A 14,615-nucleotide genomic window follows, 5' to 3' on the forward strand; every position below is an offset into this window, starting at 1 on the left:
TCGACGAGCCGTTGGTCGACCGCCGGGCCGGGCCACGGTTTATTATGCCGGTCGAACTAGTACGGAAAACAGCCAATGAAAGAGACAGTGTCGACCGTCTTCGACGATCTGGAGATCGGGATTACGCTCCACGATCCGGAGACGGGGGCGATCGTCGGCGTCAACAGCCGGCTCGAATCCCTCTACGGCTACACCGAAGCCGAGATCAGGGAGCTATCGGTTGGCGACTACAGCGCGACCGACGAGGGGTACACACAGGCCGACGCCGAGGCCCGAATCGCGGCGGCCGCCGCCGGCGAGCCGCAAGCCTTCGAGTGGGTGATCGAGCGCGCCGACGGCCAGCGGGTTCCGGTCAGGGTCCGGCTGGCACGCACCGAACTCGACGGTGAGGCCTACGTTATCGCCGAGATCCGCGACATTAGCGACCGCAAACAGCGCCAGCAGACCCTCGAAGCCGAACGGGGGTTCATCGAGCAGAGCCTCGAAACGCTCCAAGACGTCTTCTATATGCTCGATGCCGACGGGAGGCTACAGCGGTGGAACTCGTCGTTTTCGACGATGACGGGCTACACGGACGAGGAACTCGACGGGATGGACGCACTCGATCTCATCGCGGCGGCCGACCGCCGGCGGGTCGACGACGCGATCACAACCGTCCTCGACACCGGCTCGGTCGTCGTCGAAGCCGAACTCCTGACCGCCGACGGCGAGACGATCCCCCACGAGTTTACGGGCACCCGACTGACCGACACCGAAGGGAACCTCCGGGGGATCGTCGGGATCGGCCGAGACGTCTCCGCACGAAAGCGGCGGCTGGAGCGACTCCGCAAGCAGGAGGCGGCGTTCCGACGTCTCCACCAGACGGCCTCGACATCCGCCCCCTTCGAGGAGAAGGTCGCCGAACTGCTGGAGTTCGGACGAGCGTATATGGATGTCGAACAGGGCTTTTACACCCGCGTCGACGACGATATCCAGAAGATCGTCGTCGGTGTCGGCCCGAACGAACAGCTCCAGACCGGGGCGACCGCACCGTTCGCCGAATCCTACTGTCGGAAGACCGTTCGGGGCGACGAGCCGCTTGTCGTCGACGATGCCGCCGCCGAGGGGTGGGCCGACGACCCGGCCTACGAGCGGTTCGAACTGGGTTGTTATCTCGGGTCGACCATCACGCACGACGGCGAAACCATCGGTACCGTCTGTTTCGCCGATCGGGACCCACAGGATGGCGAGTTTACCGACATCCAGTCGACTTTCGTGGAACTGCTCAGCGAGTGGCTGGGCTACGAGCTCGAACGCGCCGAACGCGAGCGGACCTACCGCCGGCTGACCGAGCGGATCTCGGATGCCTACTACGCCGTCGACACCGACTTCGAGGTCACCTACTGGAACGACACGATGGCCGCCCGGATCGGCGTGTCGGCCGACGACGTCCACGGGGAGAACCTCTGGGAGTACTTCCCCGAGGTTCAGGGGACCGTCGTCGAAGATCGGCTTCGGGAGGCGATGGAGACACAGGAGCCGACGGGGTGTGAGTACTACTACGAGCCGGCCGACTACTGGACCGAACTCCAGATCTATCCCGACGAGGACGGACTCGCGGTGATCTCGAAGGATATCACCGACCGCAAAGAGTACGAAGCCCGGCTCGAACGCTCCAACGAGCGACTCCAAGAGTTCGCCTACATCCTCTCGCACGATCTGCAGGAGCCACTGCGAATGGTATCGAGCTACGTCGACCTCTTGGAGACCGAACTCGACGAGCATCTCGACGCCGAGACACGGGAGTACATGGCGTTCGCGGTCGACGGGGCCGAGCGCATGCGCGGGATGATCGATGGCCTCCTGCAGTACTCACGGGTCGAAACCGAGGGCGAACCGTTCGAACCGGTCGACGTCGAGGCGGTCCTCGAAGGCGTCCGGCAGGACCTCCAGTTCGCACTCGACGAGGCCGACGCCGAGTTGCTGGCCGACGAGTTGCCGACGGTTCGGGGCGACGCCGACCAACTGGGGCAACTGTTCCAGAACCTCGTCTCGAACGCCATTGAGCACGGCTCAATGAGCAACCGGTCGGAGACCGGTGACGTTCACAGGAGCGATGCTCCTGTGAGCCAATCAGAATCGGGTGGCGATTCTGATAACGCCATCGAACACGGCGGGTCGACCATCGAGATCACGGCCACTGAAACCGCCGGCGGCCACCGGTTTGCGGTCAGCGACGACGGGCCGGGGATCCCGGCCGACCAGCAGGACGAACTCTTCGGGCTGTTCGACAAGGGTCCCAACAGCGACGGGACGGGGATCGGACTGGCGATCTGCGAGCGGATCGTCACTCGTCACGACGGCGAGATCTGGGTCGAGTCGACCGAGGGCGAGGGGTCGACGTTCTATTTCACCCTCGATGCGGCCTGATCGCCGAACGAAACGCTTTACACTACCTGTCCGGTAGAATGTGGTGAGGGTTCGTGGGTTAGCTTGGCCATACTTCGGGCCTTGGGTGCCCGTGACCCCGGTTCGAATCCGGGCGAACCCATACAACCGCCGACTCAAGAGAGGCGTGTTCTATTTCTGTGAGCGCGGATTCGAAGCAGGGAGTGAAGTGAGCGACAGCGAACGGAACGACCGAGGTTCGAACCCGGTCGACCCCACCAGCGTCGACACTCGGGTGCCCTACACTCCGTTCGGTGAGATGATAACAGTCACCGCCTCGTCGTTCCGTCCCATCGCTTGGACAGTCCAGCCATGACGCTCGACAGCCGAGCGAAGATTGTCGGGAACGAGATTCGGATCGCCCGCGTTACAGTAGACTCGCGGGAGCAGTCGTCGCCAACCCGTCGGCGGGTCCCGCCGATGGGCTTCGGGGAGTGGAACCTGTCCGCTCGCCTCGTCCGGATAGCCGTCGGTCAACGTGAGCTCCTCGTGTCGCACAGCCACGATCATAAACGTCGACCTTACTGGTGATACCCACGACAGCAACTGCTCGGAGTCCGTCCGCCGAACGACACCGGGACCTACGCCAGCGTGTACCGGTCGCCGTCCTTCGAGATCATGTTCTGTTTCTGTAGCGTTTTGAGAATACTGTAGAGGGAGATCTTCTTCATATTCAGGCTCTCTTGGAGTTCGGTGATCGTTGCCGTGCCGTTCATCGAGAGGAATAGATAGACCAGTTTCGCCCGCGGCGACCGAAGATCGGTCGGAATCGAGATCGCTTGCGACGACTGTGTGAGCATATCTGTAGATTGGGTTCGACAATAATAAAGCTGTCCTACGACATTCGTCGAACTTCGGGAGAGCGCCGCTGTCGACCGTTGGTGGCTGTTTAGTCCGATCTGGCCGGATCGAACCGCACCGGCGACGTGGGCCACAGGGCTCCATCGAGGGCGGCTTTCGACTCGTGACGAATCTGTGAGAGGAACTCCCATGCACGGTGGATTCGACGGTCACGGCCGCAGTCGACCGACAGCGTGTTGCCTCTCGACGAGGGGGATCTGCGGAGAAAAATCGGTGGTCGACCGCGATCAGTAGCTGCGCGTCTTCGGCTCGTAGGTCTTGTTCTCGCCTTCGAGGATGACCGGGCGGTACCAGAGTTCGGGCGCGCCGTCGTTCCACGAGAGCAGCGTGTGTTTCAGCCACTCGTCGTCCTTCCGCTCTTGGGCCTCGGCGCGCCAGTGTGCGCCACGGAACTCCTCGCGGGCCAGCGCGCCGACGGTGATCGCCTCGGCGAGATCGAGCAGGTTCCGGGTCTCGATCGTCTGCAACAGATCCGTGTTGAACGTCTGTGAGGGGTCCATCACGGTCACGTCGGTGTACCGCTCGCGTGCGTCCCGGATGTCACGTAGCGCCTGTTTGAGGCCTTCTTCCTCACGGAAAACGTTGACGTGCTGGGTCATCGTCTCCTGGACCGCCGAGCGGACTTTCGAGTGGTGGATGCCGTCGTCGCCCGACTGGAGATCCTCGATGCGCCGGCGCTCGGCCGCAACACTCTCTTCGAGCAGCGTGTCGGGATCGGCCGATCCGCCGGCGGCGACTGCGCCGCCGTCGGCGACCGCATCGCCGGGCGAGCCGCCCTCGCCGAGTTCGACCGGGGAGTCGACGGTCGCGCGCTCGAACTCGCCGCGCTGGCCGGTCTCGATCTCGGCGGGTTCCATCTCTTTGCCGGCGGCATGGTAGCCGGCGCGCTTGCCGAAGACGATGAGTTCGGGCAGCGCGTTGCCGCCCAGTCGGTTCGCACCGTGGACCGACGCACAGGCACACTCGCCGGCCGCATACAGGCCGGAGACACAGGTCTCGCCGTTCTCGTCGGTCTCAATGCCGCCCATCGCGTAGTGTTGGCCGGGTTTGACCGGCATCGGCTCTTCGAGGCCGTCTGCGCCCTCGAAGTCCTCCGCGAGGTGAAGGATGTTTTCGAGGCGGTCGAGAATGCGCTCCTCGCCGAGGTGCCGCATGTCGAGGTGGACGTACTCGTCTTCGATGCCGCGGCCCTCGTTGACCTCGGTCAACTCTGCACGAGAGACCACGTCACGCGAGGCGAGTTCGCCGTCGTTGTTGGCGTAGCCGTGTTCGAACATGAACCGCTCGCCGTCGCTGTTGTAGAGGATCCCGCCCTCGCCACGAACACCCTCGGAGATCAGCACCCCGGTAGAGGGGAGCGTCGTCGGGTGGAACTGGATGAATTCCATGTCCTCCAGCGGCACGCCCGCCCGGTAGGCCATCGCTTGGCCGTCGCCGGTACACGAAACTGCGTTGGTCGTGTGGTCGAAGGCCTGCCCGGGGCCGCCGGTGGCGAGGATGACGCCGTCCCGTGCCTTGAATCCGGAGACCTCGCCGGTCGCCACGTCGTAGCCGACGACGCCGTGGCAGTGGCGGTCCTCGGGGCGCTCCTCGTCGGTGACCGCGAGGTTGAGCACGTGCCACTCGTCGTAGACCTCGATCCCCCGCTTGACGACCTGCTCGTAGAGGGTATGCAGCAGGTGATGGCCGGTTTCCGCGCCGGCATAGGTGGTTCGGGGGAACGACAGTCCCCCGAACGGTCGCTGTGAGACCCGGCCGTCGTCCTCCCGCGAGAAGGCCATCCCCCAGTGTTCGAGTTGGATGACCTCGTAGGGACTGTTCTGACAGAGGGTCTCGATCGCCGGGGCGTCGCCCAGATAATCCGACCCTTTCATGGTGTCGTAGGCGTGGTCTTCCCACGAGTCGGCATCCCGCAGAGCGGCGTTGATGCCGCCCTCTGCCGCCCCCGTGTGGCTCCGCACCGGGTGGAGTTTCGTAACCATTGCCACGTCCGCACCGGCCTCGTCGGCGGCGATCGCCGCTCGAAGCCCGGCACCGCCCGCACCGACCACGATGACGTCGTGTTCGTACATAATTGTTTGTTGGTTTGTATTGGATCCGCAGCCCTTTGAGCGTTCCTACCAGAACTTCAGGTTCTTCTTGACCGCTTCGCGTTTGAGTTCCTGAATGTGTTCGGTGAGTGGGATATCCTTTGGACAGACGTTCGTACAGGAGAACTGGGTCTGACACCGCCAGACGCCGTGTTCCTGTTCGATAGTTTCGAGTCGGTCCTGTGTCTTGGCCTCGCCCTCCCGTTCGTCCATCGCGAACCGGTAGGCCTTGTTCAAGGCCGCCGGCCCGAGATACTGGTTGTCTCCGGCGGCGATGTTACAGGAGGAGAAACAGGCCCCACACCAGATACACCGCGTCGACATCTTGATCTTCTCCCGATTGGCCCGCGACTGACGCTGTTCGGCGAGTTCACCGTCGGGCGTCTCGTCGGGGTCGAAGTAGGGGTCGACTGCCTCCATCTCCTCGTAGAAGTGGTCCATGTCGACGACCAGATCTTTGACGACCTCCTGATGCGGCAGTGGTTCGATCCGGACCGGCTCGTTGAGGTCCGACAGCTGGGTCTGACAGCCCAGCCGCTGCTCGCCGTTGACGAAGAAGGCATCCGAGCCACAGACCGCCTGCCGGCAGGAGTGCCGGAAGGTCAGCGACGGATCGTACTCGTCGCGGGCGTAGATCAGCGCATCGAGGACGGTCATCCCCTTGGTGAAGGGGACGTGGAAGTCGTCGAACCGCGGCTCCTGTTTCCCCTCGATCTCGGGGTCGTAGCGGAACACCTTGATGTGCCGGGTCGGCTCGTCGCGTTTGGCCGCGGCGTCGTCCTCGGCCTGCCGCTGGGCGTCCCGCCCCCGCTTGTCGGCTTTGGCGTCCTCACGCCGCTGTTGGGCCGGCGGCGTCGACTCCGTCTCGTCGACGCTGTCGGCGGGCGATTCCTCGTGTTCTTGTTGTGGTGGTTGTGTGCTCATGGTTAGAAGAACGTCGTGAAGCCGGCCCACGCGTTCGCCGTCCGGACCCCCTGAACCAGCAGCACGACGCTGGCAGCGACGAGCGTCCACTTGACAGCTTGGCGCTTGGTCCCTGTTAACCCTTGGTTGACCAAGGCGTTGTAGACGCCGTTGACGCCGTGGAACGTCGCGGTGACCAGGAACAGGATCATCAGCGAGTAGTAGCTCAGCGTCTCCATCCGCCCCTGACTCATCGCGAAGGTGACTTCGTCGGCGTGGTAGACGAAGTGCAACAGGAAGAAGTGGAACGCGAGGACGACGACGAGGAACGCCGCCGTGATGCGTTGCCACAACCAGAGCCGTCCACCCTTCGTAAAGGAGGAGTAGTGCTCGGCCATCTCAGAACGCCCCCGCGATGAACGTTGGGACAGAGGCAACCGTGATCGCTCCGGTGAGGATCAGGGATGCATAGAAGCTCTTGTCCTGTGATTCCAGCCCGATTCCGAGGTCGACGAACAGTAGCCGGAGCCCGTTGAGGATGTGGAAGACGGCGACCGCGAGCAGGCCCACTTCGAGGATGCGAACCACGAGTAGGCTTTCGAGCGCGACGATCGTCGTCGTGTAGATGTCCTCGTTGGCGGCCAGCACGGCGGCGTCCTGGCTCGATGCCGGAATCGCTGTACTGAGCACCGCAATGTGGGTAAACAGGTATCCCACAAGCACCCAGCCGGTGAACTTGTGGAAGATCCATGCCCACATGCCCGCCGAGAACTCCCGCCAACGGCCGAAGTCCTCGATGAGGCCCCGATTGTACGACTGACTCATGTCGTGTGTGGATCCGTACCGGGGTGGTATAGAAGTTACGTGTCGACCATGCGGGTTAGCCCGCGGGCGACCGGTCGGGACGACGGCGGGATCGGTCGGCGACCGGTCGAGACGGGGGGTCGACCGGTGGGCCGGAGCGGGCGGTCAGCGCCGGGTTGCCACGATGGGCCGGCGCTACCGATCGCGGCGGAACACGACGAACACCGCAGCGCCGACCGCGAGAACCGCCAGCGTGCCGAGGACGAACAGCCCGGCGACGATCGGATAGACGAGCGCGAGCGCGATGACGAACGTGAACGCAAACAGGGTCAGTACGACGAGGAACAGCCCCATCGCCGGCTGCTGGCTCGTCGCAAGGGCGATCCGTTCCGGAATCGTGAGTTCGGTCAGGTCGACGTCCGGCTCCGCGGTCGCAGCGCCGTCGGCCTCGCCCGGGGATTGTGCTGAATCGGCCACACCTCCAGTATGACCGGGAGCCTCCTGAGTGTGTCGCTTACAGCCGTTCGTCCCAGTCGAGCCACTCGTACTCCCAGCCCGTCGGCGCGAAGTACCTCTGGGTGTCGAACTCGCTGTCCTCGCGTTCGGTCCGGTTTCTGACCGGCGCGCTGGCCTGCTCGCCGTCGACCAACATCGGGCGGAACTGAACGGCACCGAACTCACCGGCCGCCTCGACAGTACCGCTGTCGGGAGTCCGGTCGAAGGCGACGAGCGTCTGGGTGGTCGTCCCGCGGGGAGCCACCAGCCGCCCGCCGGGTGCGAGTTGGTCGACCAGCGCGCGCGGCGGCTCGACGACCGCACACTCGACCAAAACCCGGTCGAAGGGCGCGTACTCGGGCAGGCCTTTCGCGCCGTCACGCCGGTCGACCAACACCTCGTCGTACCCCGTCTCCCGGAGGTTCCGGCGGGCGACCGACACGAGCCGGCGGTCGATGTCGACGGCGTGGACGTGGCGGCCGCCGACGAGTTCGGCGAGCGCCGCGGCGGTGTAGCCGACGCCCGCACCGACGATCAGCGTCTCGTCGCCCGGCCCCGCATCGAGGGCGAGCAGCAGGCGGGCGACCAACTCGGGTGAGAGACTGCGCGACCCAGGGCCCTCGCCGCCGCTCTCGGGGTCGGAAAACTCGTGGGCGGGGACCGTCTGGAGGGCGTCGACGAGTGCGGGATCGAGCGGCCGGTCGAGGCTGTACTCCAGTCCCTCGACCATGTCTGCTCGGAGGGTTTCGCGATCCATTGTGGTGGCTCTGGTGTGGACAGTCTTTAACGGTCGGAGTTGTCAGCTACCACGCCGACCACGCGCTGGTGGTCTCGTCGGTGCCGTAGATCCGTTTGATGTCCTTTGCGTACACCATATCGCCCCGCTCGTCGAACTTGTCGAAGCGGTAGCCTTCGGCGTCGTCGCGGACGAAGATCCCGGTGATGGTGAACTCGTTGTCGCCAAACGACTCGGTGTCGCCGACGGTGAACTCGTAGTCGCCGGGGACGTTGACTTTCAGACTCCGGGTGTCGTCCCGCGAGCCGTCCTTGGGGTGGAGGGTGACGTTGACACCGACGTTGTCGACCGCGCGCGTCCAGACCGATTCGACCTCGTCCATCACCGCGCTCTCGACGCGGCTGTCGGTCTCCAGCAGTTCGATCCCGGTCACCCGGACCTGCAGGATGGCCTCGGGGGTGTCGACGATGAACTCGTCGCCGACCTCGACGTGTTCCTCGGGGTCGGTTTCGAGGTGGGTGCTGAACGACTCGCCCTCTTGGGAGACGATGACCCGTTTTTCGACGCTGGGCGTCGACTCGATGGTCGTCTTGTGGACGTGGCTGCAGTCGGTACACCGGACGGTCACGTCGCCGCCGGGTTTCAGCACCTCGTGGACGGTGTCTTCGCGTGGCGAACAGGCGGGACAGGCGAGTGCCACCCGGTCGCCGGCGTCGATATCGCTCATAGCCGCTTTTCCGGGGGCGGCAGGTAAAAAGTCGTGCTTGTGCGGGCGGTGTGGGTCTGCCTCACGCGGTGTCGAGCGCTTGGGAGTCGACTGCGGTAGCGAGTAGGATGACCCCACCGAGCGCTGAGAGTGCTGCACCGACGAGGCCGATCTGAGCGAACGGCAGTGGTGTTCCGGTGAGTGGATTTAGCAGGACAAGGCTGGCACCAACACAACTGAGCCCACCACCTTGTGCCAGTGTTGGATCAACACCCGTCAGTCGGCCCGTCGACTGCAAGAGGGCTGCAAGCAGGCCTGCAAATCCAATTCCCGAAACAACGGCGGCAACCCTCACCGAGCCGTAGGGACCAACAACAGCACCATTGACCACACCAATGACAGCCGTGACGAACATCCCACCGGCACCGATGAGCATGATCGTCATGCCCAGCAGATCCTGATCAGACATCGAAGCCAACTCGTGTTTGTTTACTGTTGTTTCTGTCGAACAGCCCTGCTGACAGCCATCCCGAGACTACTCGGGCAGTTCGATCTCGCTTCCGTCGACGGAGACGGTCGGCTCCCGCAGGATCCCATCGAGGTGGAGCGGAGCCTCGGTCTCGCCGCCGATCGAGGCGTTGTCGCCGATGGCGATGTGGACCGTCCCCGCGGCCTTCTCGTCCAACAGGACCGACCCCACGAGTTCGTCGACCCCCACGTTCGTCCCGATCCCCAACTCCGCGAGATTGTAGGCAGCCTCACCGGCCTCCTCGGCAGCGGTCTCGATCTGCTCGCGGATCTCGTCGTCGCTAATCGAGGTCACGAGGCCGTCGTCGACCTCGAATCGGAGTTGCTGGCCGTCTTCGAGCAGCCCGTGGGGGCGCATCGTCCCGTCGACGACGTAGGTCCCGGAGGCGCTTTCGGGGCTGACGAACACCTCGCCGGCCGGCAGGTTCGAGAAGTCGCCGGGCTCGTGGACGATCCCGGTGTCGAGATGCCACTCGCGGTCGCCGATCTCGAACGTAATGTCGGTGCCCTGCGGCGAGGTGACCCGGATCTCCTCGGCGTCCCGCACCTGCTCGTGGAGCGTCGCGGAGTGGGCGGCGATCGCCTCGTAGTCGGCGTCGAGCCCGGTGACGAACACGTCCTCCGTGATTCCGGGGAGAGTCGACCCCCGCGCGCCGGCCTCGCAGGCCGCCCCGCGGGCCCGAGTGTGGCTGATGCTCTTGGTGGTCGGGGCGAGAAAGACGTCGGCCTCGTCGAGTGCCGCGGCGACCGGTTCGGGTGGTTCGGCACCGTGCTGTGGCCCCGGCGGGTAGCGGACGATCACCGGGTCGTCGGTCAGTTCGGCGGCGACCGCATACAGGGCCTCGCCGATCGGCTCGCGTTTGTCGTCGGTGACGATTAGACAGGTCTCCTCGGGGCCGAGATCGAGACACTGGGTGAGTGCCGTCTCGGCGGCCGCCTGCAGGTCGACATCGCTCATACCGATCCATGGCAGCGGCGGCTGTTAGCCCTTCCCCCTCGGTCGACGACGGATCAGTGTCCCAACGTATTTATTGCGGACGCGGGACTACATCGTGTCTCGATCGAGGCGCACAATGAGTTGGGGACTCCCGGATCGACGGGGCGAATGGCGGCCGACCACGCCGATCCAGTCGACGGTACTGCTCGCCTTTACCGTGGGACTCGGGCTCGTCGTCGGGGTCGTGGTCATCCAGTTCGTCGGTGGGACCGGGCCCACGACGACCGTCTCGGGTGGCGACGCCCAGTGTAGCTACAGCCAGACGTTCGATCCGCGTGACGTGGCGGGCTTCGCCGCCGACCGCGCGGCCAACGAGCGCTACACCGACGGGACGGTGCCCTGTGTGCTCTGGCTCGACGCCGGCGCGAGCCCCGGCTTCGATCCCGGAACGCCGGTCGGGGAGTGGCGGGACCAAAGCAGCAACGGGTTCCGGGCGACGCCGACCGCCGCCGGCCCCGAGTGGGCGGTCGTCGACGGCGTCGAAGCCGTCCGGTTCGACGGCAGTCGGGGCTGGCTCCGGCTCGACGCACCGCCGTCGGCGCTGTCGGTGACAAACGACACCGGACTGACGGTGACGATGCTGGTCTACGTCGTCGACAGCGACCGCCGTGGCGGCGGGCCGTACGCGATCGATGCGGCCGACGGCAACGGTAGCGCCGTCGAACTCAGCCAGTCCGACCGGCCACCGGCGAGCCCCGAGGCCGACGAGTGGTGGTCGACGCCCGGCCCGGCCGCCGAGATCACGACCGACGGCGAGTGGGCGATCGTCACCCACACGACCGACGGCGAGACGGGAACCCTGTTCGTCGACGGCGACTCGCAGGGCACCGCCGGCGACGGCGTGGCGGCACTCGGCACCAGCGTCCGGATCGGCGGCGACGGCTCGGGGCGGGCCTTCGAGGCGTACGTCGCCGAATACTTCGTCAGCAACGAGCAGCTCTCACCGGGTGCCCGAAACGTCGTCCAGTGTGCGATGAACGCCAAACACGACGATATCGTCGACCTTGACGTGTGTTAACACGATCCTATTGGTAGTAGAAACCGACAACGTATTTCTCGGTGGGCTTCCGGCGGCTCGCCACAAGCTACCGACGGACGACGATCCGGGAAAGGACGTCCTCGGTGTGGTCGACGACCCAGTACACTGGGGCGCGGGTCGACCGAGAGGGACGTGGAACTGCCGATGCAGAGCGGCAGATCGCTACACTCGTCGACTGACCGTTCCCAGCATTTACTACAGGAACGGGAGATAGTCGGCCCAATGAGAAGCTGGCTCTGGCCGGTGGGTTCGGTGCTCGGGCTCTGGCTGCTCGCCGGGCTGACGTGTCTCCCCGCCCTCGCCACGAGGCAGGTTCGGGAACGGATCGAGCGGTGGCCGACCGGCCGGCTGGGCGTGAACTACACGGTGCTCATCGGACTCCTCGTGGTCATCCAGACCGGACTCTATCTCGGCCGCGCGTTCGTTCAGGGACCGATCGGCGGCCAGCCACTGCTCCGGTGGACGGCGCTGATGGCCGTCGGCTATCCGATCTGCGTCTGGGCACTGATCGCCGTCGGCGGATCGGCGACTGGGCGCTGGGATCGCTCGGAGCCCGGCGTCGACGGGCGACTCGTCCTCGGCGGGGTGGCCCTGCTGTATGCCGTCGCCACGGGTGGACTCGCTGCACTGATCGTCTTCTTGCTGTTCGTAGCGTACTTCCCCGGGTGAAGTCGGGTGGCTTATTCGAGTCGACCGCCCAAATGGCGTATGGAACCGACGACGACCGGCCGGTTTCGGGTGTTGGATCGGCGACCCGACGGCAGGCTCCTGTTGGTCGACCTCGACGAGGCAGTCGCTGCGGTCGAAGACGACGACACCGAGGCCGACCTCCAGCCACTTGCGGCCGTGCCGCCGGCATCTGACGACGACCTCGCCGAGACCGTTAGGGACCTCAAACCGGGCTACGAGGTGACCGCGAGCCTCTCGTGGGACGACAGCGAGGCGCGGTTCGTCGACTGCGCGGTCGACGGCCGGACGTGGATCCAGTACGCCGACGGCGTCAGCGGCCTCTTCGAAGCCGCACAGGAGACGTGGTACGACGCCCAGATGGCCGGGGAGGCGATGAACTCGCGGCTGACCTACAGCACCGACAACGAGCCCAACGGCGTCGTCTACACCTTCGCCAAACAGACGCCGCCGCAGGACCTCTTCGAAGAGTTCCGAACCGGCGCGACGCCGATCGAACCGCTGATCCAGCGCGTCGAGGCCGAACGCGACGACAGCGACGATCGGGCGGTGTTCGTGATGAACCCGGTCGACGAGGAGTTCGTCCTGATCTATATCGTCTTCCGCAAGGACGGCATGCTCGCCGAGACGGTGCGGGATACCTACGGCCTGCCGCCGCTGTAGATAGATCGGCGCGGCTGTTTCAGGCCAGCGCCATCGTGATATCGGTCGAGGAGACGATGCCGACGTAGTCGTTGTCCTCGTCGACCACCGGGAGGTGTTTGATGCCGAAGTTGGTCATCATCGCCGCTGCTTCCCCAAGCGGTAGCGACCGCGGGACGCGTTCGACCGGCGAGGTCATCACCTCGCCGACCGTCACGGCGGTCGTATCGGCGGCCGCGGCGACGGCGTCGACGATATCCGAACTCGTGACGATCCCGGCCTCGGCACCCGGTACGAACAGCGCATTGATGTTCTCGGCTTGCATCGTCTCGGCGGCCTCCCTGACGGTGGTCTCCGGCGACGTGGTGATGATCGGTTCCGACATCAGCTCTTCGACCGTTCGGTTGGACCCAGTTGACATACACCATACTCTAGAGGCCGGCGGCTTTGGTGTTTCGCCCGCCCGCTCAGAACTCGCCCAGTCGCGACTGGCCGTCGCTACCGCCGTTGCCGTCACCGAGGCTGGCGAGGTCGACCGCCTCGGCGATCGTCTCGAAAAAGGTCGCCCGCTGGCTCCGGTCGTACAGCGTGGCGGCCGGGTGGACCGACAGCAGGACGCGCTGACTCCGGTCGCCGAAGCGGGCGTCGACGATCTCGCCCGCCTCGTTCGTGATGCCGACCGACCGCCCCAACAGGTGTTCGCTCGGTACCTTGCCGAGGGTGACGACCAGCGTGGGGTCGACGGCCGCGATCTCGCTGTCCAGATACCCCCGACAGTTGGCGAGTTCTTCCGTGGTCGGGTCCCTGTTTTCCGGGGGTCGACACCGCACGCAGTTGGTGATCCGGACCTCCTCGCGGAGGACCCCGGCCTCGCCGAGCGCCTCGTCGAGGACGCTCCCCGACCGACCGACGAAGGGTTCGCCCTGCTCGTCTTCGGTTTCGCCGGGTCCCTCGCCGACAAACAGGAGGTCGGCGTCGTCCGGTCCGACGCCGTTGACGATCCGGCTCCGAGATTCGACGAGATTGGGACACCGCTGGCAGCCCTGCACACAGAGACCGTCGAACTGCTCCATACCGATCAGGGGGCGGGCAGCGGCTTAACCCTCCGTGTTTTCCGGCCTGTCCTCCGCCTGTTCCACCCCGTCGAGCCACTCGCGGCCGGCGCGGGCGGCGAGGCGGGCGACGCGCAGGGGTTCGGGCCGGCCGCTTCCCTCGAGCGTGAACGCACGAACCACGTCGGCGGCCACGTCGGTGTCGACCCCGACCGCCCGAACGAACACCGATTCGTCGCCGACCGAGACGCGGGTTCGAGGAGGGAGTCGGCGATAGACGTCGAGCCGAGTGTCGAGTGCATCGCCGTCGAACTGCTCGCGGAGCGGGGCTTCGAGGCCGTCGCTGTCCTCGAAGGCGACGGCGATGACCGGACGGTCGGTGTGGTCCGCGAGGGCATCGAGGTCGACGAGGTTGAACCACGCGGGCGCGACGCCGGCCAGCAGGAGCCACTGGACGTCGGGACGGTCGAGTCGGTCCCACAGCCGGCCGCAGGCGGCGGTCGCGTCGCTACCGCCGATGGTACAGCTCGCAAAAACGAGGTCGTCGACGACACGGTCGGCGCGGACCACCGCGCCAGATAGTCGGCTGCGGTCGGTAGCGTCGGAGGCTGCGATCCCGAGAGCGCGGCTACCGGCTTTCGGGGCCAC

17 protein-coding genes and 1 tRNA gene are annotated in these 14,615 nt (G+C 65.6%); 5 read left to right on the forward strand and 13 right to left on the reverse strand.

Features of this window, described 5'->3' with window-relative positions:
- The first annotated feature begins 75 nt into the window (after positions 1–75).
- Together NKJ34_RS06055 and NKJ34_RS06060 are read left to right on the forward strand one after the other, a co-directional pair.
- Positions 76–2,409, forward strand: a complete 2,334-nt coding sequence (locus NKJ34_RS06055) for a PAS domain-containing sensor histidine kinase (protein WP_253737386.1) — start codon at positions 76–78, stop codon at positions 2,407–2,409.
- A 47-nt stretch (positions 2,410–2,456) separates the two neighbouring features.
- Positions 2,457–2,530 (forward strand) — tRNA-Pro (locus NKJ34_RS06060).
- Positions 2,531–3,008: 478 nt separating this feature from the next.
- Here the strand turns inward: NKJ34_RS06060 and NKJ34_RS06065 are convergent.
- The 10 genes from NKJ34_RS06065 to NKJ34_RS06110 all read right to left on the reverse strand — a co-directional run bounded on the left by NKJ34_RS06065 (position 3,009) and on the right by NKJ34_RS06110 (position 10,508).
- Positions 3,009–3,227, reverse strand: a complete 219-nt coding sequence (locus tag NKJ34_RS06065; RefSeq protein ID WP_253737387.1) for a TrmB family transcriptional regulator — start codon at positions 3,225–3,227, stop codon at positions 3,009–3,011.
- A 288-nt stretch (positions 3,228–3,515) separates the two neighbouring features.
- Positions 3,516–5,360 (reverse strand): FAD-binding protein, encoded by a 1,845-nt coding sequence (locus NKJ34_RS06070; protein WP_253737388.1) that lies wholly within the window; start codon positions 5,358–5,360, stop codon positions 3,516–3,518.
- Positions 5,361–5,405: 45 nt separating this feature from the next.
- Entirely contained in the window at positions 5,406–6,302 is an 897-nt protein-coding gene (locus NKJ34_RS06075) for a succinate dehydrogenase/fumarate reductase iron-sulfur subunit (protein ID WP_253737389.1), read from the reverse strand.
- 2 nt (positions 6,303–6,304) lie between these two features.
- The gene (locus NKJ34_RS06080) at positions 6,305–6,679 is read right to left on the reverse strand and encodes a succinate dehydrogenase hydrophobic membrane anchor subunit (protein ID WP_253737390.1); all 375 of its coding nucleotides are present in this window, start codon (positions 6,677–6,679) and stop codon (positions 6,305–6,307) included.
- 1 nt (position 6,680) lies between these two features.
- Positions 6,681–7,106: a succinate dehydrogenase, cytochrome b556 subunit gene (sdhC, locus tag NKJ34_RS06085; protein ID WP_253737391.1), complete on the reverse strand. Its 426-nt coding sequence runs from the start codon at positions 7,104–7,106 to the stop codon at positions 6,681–6,683.
- A 174-nt stretch (positions 7,107–7,280) separates the two neighbouring features.
- Complete coding sequence (locus NKJ34_RS06090; protein ID WP_253737392.1) at positions 7,281–7,562, reverse strand: hypothetical protein; 282 nt, start codon at positions 7,560–7,562, stop codon at positions 7,281–7,283.
- Between the two features lie 37 nt (positions 7,563–7,599).
- Positions 7,600–8,337 (reverse strand): protein-L-isoaspartate O-methyltransferase family protein, encoded by a 738-nt coding sequence (locus NKJ34_RS06095; RefSeq protein WP_253737393.1) that lies wholly within the window; start codon positions 8,335–8,337, stop codon positions 7,600–7,602.
- Positions 8,338–8,383: 46 nt separating this feature from the next.
- The gene (locus NKJ34_RS06100) at positions 8,384–9,043 is read right to left on the reverse strand and encodes an HVO_0476 family zinc finger protein (RefSeq protein ID WP_253737394.1); all 660 of its coding nucleotides are present in this window, start codon (positions 9,041–9,043) and stop codon (positions 8,384–8,386) included.
- A 61-nt stretch (positions 9,044–9,104) separates the two neighbouring features.
- Positions 9,105–9,491, reverse strand: coding sequence for a nucleoside transporter family protein (locus NKJ34_RS06105; protein ID WP_253737395.1), 387 nt, complete (start codon positions 9,489–9,491; stop codon positions 9,105–9,107).
- A 66-nt stretch (positions 9,492–9,557) separates the two neighbouring features.
- Positions 9,558–10,508, reverse strand: coding sequence for an aminopeptidase (locus tag NKJ34_RS06110; RefSeq protein WP_253737396.1), 951 nt, complete (start codon positions 10,506–10,508; stop codon positions 9,558–9,560).
- A 115-nt stretch (positions 10,509–10,623) separates the two neighbouring features.
- Here NKJ34_RS06110 and NKJ34_RS06115 point away from each other — a divergent pair, with 115 nt between their 5' ends.
- The 3 genes from NKJ34_RS06115 to NKJ34_RS06125 all read left to right on the forward strand — a co-directional run bounded on the left by NKJ34_RS06115 (position 10,624) and on the right by NKJ34_RS06125 (position 12,936).
- The gene (locus tag NKJ34_RS06115) at positions 10,624–11,565 is read left to right on the forward strand and encodes a LamG-like jellyroll fold domain-containing protein (RefSeq protein WP_253737397.1); all 942 of its coding nucleotides are present in this window, start codon (positions 10,624–10,626) and stop codon (positions 11,563–11,565) included.
- Positions 11,566–11,808: 243 nt separating this feature from the next.
- Positions 11,809–12,255 carry a hypothetical protein gene (locus NKJ34_RS06120; protein ID WP_253737398.1) on the forward strand — a complete coding sequence of 149 codons (447 nt, stop codon included), beginning with the start codon at positions 11,809–11,811 and terminating at the stop codon, positions 12,253–12,255.
- A gap of 39 nt (positions 12,256–12,294) precedes the next feature.
- Complete coding sequence (locus NKJ34_RS06125; RefSeq protein WP_253737399.1) at positions 12,295–12,936, forward strand: DUF6663 family protein; 642 nt, start codon at positions 12,295–12,297, stop codon at positions 12,934–12,936.
- Positions 12,937–12,955: 19 nt separating this feature from the next.
- Here NKJ34_RS06125 and NKJ34_RS06130 read toward each other — a convergent pair whose 3' ends face one another.
- From NKJ34_RS06130 to NKJ34_RS06140, 3 genes are read right to left on the reverse strand one after another with little or no spacing between them, the layout of a single operon-like run.
- Complete coding sequence (locus NKJ34_RS06130; protein ID WP_253737400.1) at positions 12,956–13,336, reverse strand: CBS domain-containing protein; 381 nt, start codon at positions 13,334–13,336, stop codon at positions 12,956–12,958.
- 46 nt (positions 13,337–13,382) lie between these two features.
- Positions 13,383–13,988, reverse strand: a complete 606-nt coding sequence (locus NKJ34_RS06135) for a uracil-DNA glycosylase (RefSeq protein ID WP_253737401.1) — start codon at positions 13,986–13,988, stop codon at positions 13,383–13,385.
- Positions 13,989–14,012: 24 nt separating this feature from the next.
- Positions 14,013–14,615, reverse strand: a complete 603-nt coding sequence (locus NKJ34_RS06140; protein WP_253737402.1) for an endonuclease dU — start codon at positions 14,613–14,615, stop codon at positions 14,013–14,015.

It is taken from the genome of Halohasta salina (assembly GCF_024178165.1).
GTDB lineage: Archaea > Halobacteriota > Halobacteria > Halobacteriales > Haloferacaceae > Halohasta > Halohasta salina.

What these genes read in the sequence shown, in the direction of transcription:
- NKJ34_RS06055 (WP_253737386.1), top strand. Translation starts at nt 76, where the DNA reads ATGAAAGAGACAGTGTCGACCGTCTTCGACGATCTGGAGATCGGGATT.
- NKJ34_RS06065 (WP_253737387.1), bottom strand. Translation starts at nt 3,227, where the DNA reads ATGCTCACACAGTCGTCGCAAGCGATCTCGATTCCGACCGATCTTCGG.
- NKJ34_RS06070 (WP_253737388.1), bottom strand. Translation starts at nt 5,360, where the DNA reads ATGTACGAACACGACGTCATCGTGGTCGGTGCGGGCGGTGCCGGGCTT.
- NKJ34_RS06075 (WP_253737389.1), bottom strand. Translation starts at nt 6,302, where the DNA reads ATGAGCACACAACCACCACAACAAGAACACGAGGAATCGCCCGCCGAC.
- NKJ34_RS06080 (WP_253737390.1), bottom strand. Translation starts at nt 6,679, where the DNA reads ATGGCCGAGCACTACTCCTCCTTTACGAAGGGTGGACGGCTCTGGTTG.
- sdhC (WP_253737391.1), bottom strand. Translation starts at nt 7,106, where the DNA reads ATGAGTCAGTCGTACAATCGGGGCCTCATCGAGGACTTCGGCCGTTGG.
- NKJ34_RS06095 (WP_253737393.1), bottom strand. Translation starts at nt 8,337, where the DNA reads ATGGATCGCGAAACCCTCCGAGCAGACATGGTCGAGGGACTGGAGTAC.
- NKJ34_RS06100 (WP_253737394.1), bottom strand. Translation starts at nt 9,043, where the DNA reads ATGAGCGATATCGACGCCGGCGACCGGGTGGCACTCGCCTGTCCCGCC.
- NKJ34_RS06105 (WP_253737395.1), bottom strand. Translation starts at nt 9,491, where the DNA reads ATGTCTGATCAGGATCTGCTGGGCATGACGATCATGCTCATCGGTGCC.
- NKJ34_RS06110 (WP_253737396.1), bottom strand. Translation starts at nt 10,508, where the DNA reads ATGAGCGATGTCGACCTGCAGGCGGCCGCCGAGACGGCACTCACCCAG.
- NKJ34_RS06115 (WP_253737397.1), top strand. Translation starts at nt 10,624, where the DNA reads ATGAGTTGGGGACTCCCGGATCGACGGGGCGAATGGCGGCCGACCACG.
- NKJ34_RS06120 (WP_253737398.1), top strand. Translation starts at nt 11,809, where the DNA reads ATGAGAAGCTGGCTCTGGCCGGTGGGTTCGGTGCTCGGGCTCTGGCTG.
- NKJ34_RS06125 (WP_253737399.1), top strand. Translation starts at nt 12,295, where the DNA reads ATGGAACCGACGACGACCGGCCGGTTTCGGGTGTTGGATCGGCGACCC.
- NKJ34_RS06130 (WP_253737400.1), bottom strand. Translation starts at nt 13,336, where the DNA reads ATGTCAACTGGGTCCAACCGAACGGTCGAAGAGCTGATGTCGGAACCG.
- NKJ34_RS06135 (WP_253737401.1), bottom strand. Translation starts at nt 13,988, where the DNA reads ATGGAGCAGTTCGACGGTCTCTGTGTGCAGGGCTGCCAGCGGTGTCCC.